Source organism: Bacillus hominis (genome assembly GCF_018332515.1).
Taxonomy (GTDB): domain Bacteria; phylum Bacillota; class Bacilli; order Bacillales; family Bacillaceae_G; genus Bacillus_A; species Bacillus_A hominis.
Genome location: NZ_BOQD01000417.1, coordinates 1 through 2,493, shown reverse-complemented (window position 1 = coordinate 2,493; position 2,493 = coordinate 1). Strand labels below are relative to the sequence as shown.

3 protein-coding genes are annotated in these 2,493 nt (G+C 32.0%); 1 reads left to right on the top strand and 2 read right to left on the bottom strand.

The window, feature by feature from the left end:
- Positions 1-41 precede the first annotated feature (41 nt).
- Positions 42-410, bottom strand: a complete 369-nt coding sequence (locus tag KI356_RS25835) for a DUF3888 domain-containing protein (RefSeq protein ID WP_212936868.1) — start codon at positions 408-410, stop codon at positions 42-44.
- Positions 411-693: 283 nt separating this feature from the next.
- On the opposite strand from KI356_RS25835, the gene KI356_RS25830 reads away from it, so the two are divergent.
- Positions 694-1,281, top strand: a complete 588-nt coding sequence (locus tag KI356_RS25830) for a GNAT family N-acetyltransferase (RefSeq protein WP_212936867.1) — start codon at positions 694-696, stop codon at positions 1,279-1,281.
- Between the two features lie 217 nt (positions 1,282-1,498).
- Here the strand turns inward: KI356_RS25830 and KI356_RS25825 are convergent.
- Positions 1,499-2,493, bottom strand: a 995-nt coding sequence (locus tag KI356_RS25825; protein WP_212936866.1) for a tetratricopeptide repeat protein, incomplete at its 5' end; no start/stop codon positions are given.

Here is a 2,493-nt window from a genome sequence, read left to right as displayed (position 1 = left end):
TTCTAGGGAATTTCTAAATTCGTATAGACTACACTGTTTATTTACTCTTTCTTTTGTTTGAAGTTTATAACTTTCACTCCACTTGGATTAATGTTATAAGTAATTGTTACAATATGATTTGGTGGGTTATGAGCGTTTGTATAAGTTCGATACTTTGCAACGACAATGAAGTTAAAAGTGTATTTTGGGGATCGGTCAATTTTTATAACCTTCGCATCAGTTAAACTATACTGATGCGAAGGTCCAAGTTTGCTCTGAATCGTTCGACTTGCATACGGAGCCAATAAAGTGTTATAGGAATCATAAAAATCTTTATCAGATATGTTAGCTGCGTTTCCTTCTTTCGGAGATGCAAATATGACCATTATTAAAATTAAGTAAATTATTAGGGATAGTTTACTCTTTAGCATGAGATTCACTCCAGGCTTATTAGATGATAAACTTTAGGATGCTCTAAAAAATAATGACTATTCTTTTTATGTTATTCTTAGCTTATTAAGCATCAAATAAATCAGAGCTTTTACTTGCGAGTCAATCTTTTTAATAACATTTATGCTAGCTCGAATGACTGGAACTGATTTTTAAATATATTTCAAACAAATCGAAAAAAATACCAATCTAACAATCTAAAGATGCTGACTTTTACCGATATATATATGAATTTAAACATAGAAGAAAGTGAGAAAATAACTTATGACAACTCATATTGTGCAATCGACTGACTATAACCAAGTATCTGATGCATTAAGACACGAAATTGCTGTAATGTTACAGCGGGTTTGGCCAGACTTCGGTCCCATGCCTGAGGAAATAATTCCAGAAACTCACCTTAAAGAATTTAATGTACGTTCATTTTATTCCTACATAGATGGAAAATTAGTCAGCTATGCAGGTGTAGTGCGCAAAACTATCCATCATAATGGACAATCATTTAATATAGCCGGACTGAGTTGTGTAGCGACTGATCCAGATTATCATGGTCAAGGTTTAGGTTTACAAACAGTTGCTGCAGCTACCGAATGGATCAAAAAACAAAGCGATATAGATTTCGGTATATTTACGTGTAAACCGTCTTTAGCTCCCTTTTATAATCGTGCTGGTTCTTGGCCTGTTATACCTGATGTAGTACTTATTGGCAGAGAAGATGACAATACTTTGTCTAGTGAATCATTAGAAGTTGCTGTTTTAATGCGTTTGTTTTCAAAGAAAGCGAAATCCCATAAATCAATGCTGCGCCATACCACTATTAATCTTGATTTTCCAGTTGGTCAGTTTCTATAATACAGATAAACAAAAGCCAATTTCCATACGATAAGGACATTGGCTTTTGCGTTTTTATTTTGCTTCACATACGAAATTCGTATTTTGTGATTCCTTCCCATACAGAACCGCTAATGTGGGATAAAAAAGGGTCTCCCTAAGAGCGTTAAAACACGTAATTTTTAGGATAACCTCTAATAATTTATAAACTAAGAAAACATATTACTGAAACCCTGTTTTAATTCATTTTATTTTCAGCTGAAATTTTAAAGTACTTCGCAGATAATTTATAAGAGCGATTTTCATTATAAAAGTTACCTAATTCATAGGATAATTCAGCAACTAATCGATGTTGCTTTTTTTCTACTCCCACTTCAATTACTTTTTGCATATTTTTCTCGTATTCATAATAATCTCCACGTATTTTGAATACTTTAGCTTTCAAACCATATAGTTGGACATATGCAATTGGTACATCATAAATCGATAAAAAATGAAATGCTTCATCCATAACTTTATTAACATTTTTCCAATCTTTAAGTTCTATGTACACCTCTATCATGTTTCGTAATGCATATACCTTTTGATCTTTCTCCGATAAAAATTCACTTAACTCCAAAGTTTCTTCATAGTATTTAATGGCATTCGTATAGTCTTTCAAGCCTTGATAAATTTTCCCGTAATCATAAGAAATGATAGGTAAATACTTTGAATCACCATTAGTAGCCAAACTATTTTCTACCTGCTGTAAAATTTCAAGTGCCTTTTCATATAACTCATCCATAATATACAATACGGCAAGCATTAAAAGTGCATTTATGACGTTTTTCTGCATACCGTTTTTTCTGTATATATTGAAAGCTTTTAAGGCATACAAACGACTAATACTTTTATCTTTATAAAGCTCCTTATATACATGACATAAATTATAGTATATATGAGCATGTTGTTCAGTTTCTTCTACTCCAAGTAAACTCTCAGCCTGCACATAAATATCATGCGCAGCAATGTAGTCTTGTTTATTATAAAAATAATAACCTCGAGATTTCAAATAATAAATATAATCTTCAGAATCTTGCATTTCGACCTGACTTGGTATCATTTGCGAAGCTTGATCTACAAGCGACTTCACATATAACAGGTTTTTTTGTCGGGTATGATAGTATATAAGTACACCATATACCTTTAATAAGAAAGGGATTGAATCCACTTCACGAACATATAATTCTAATG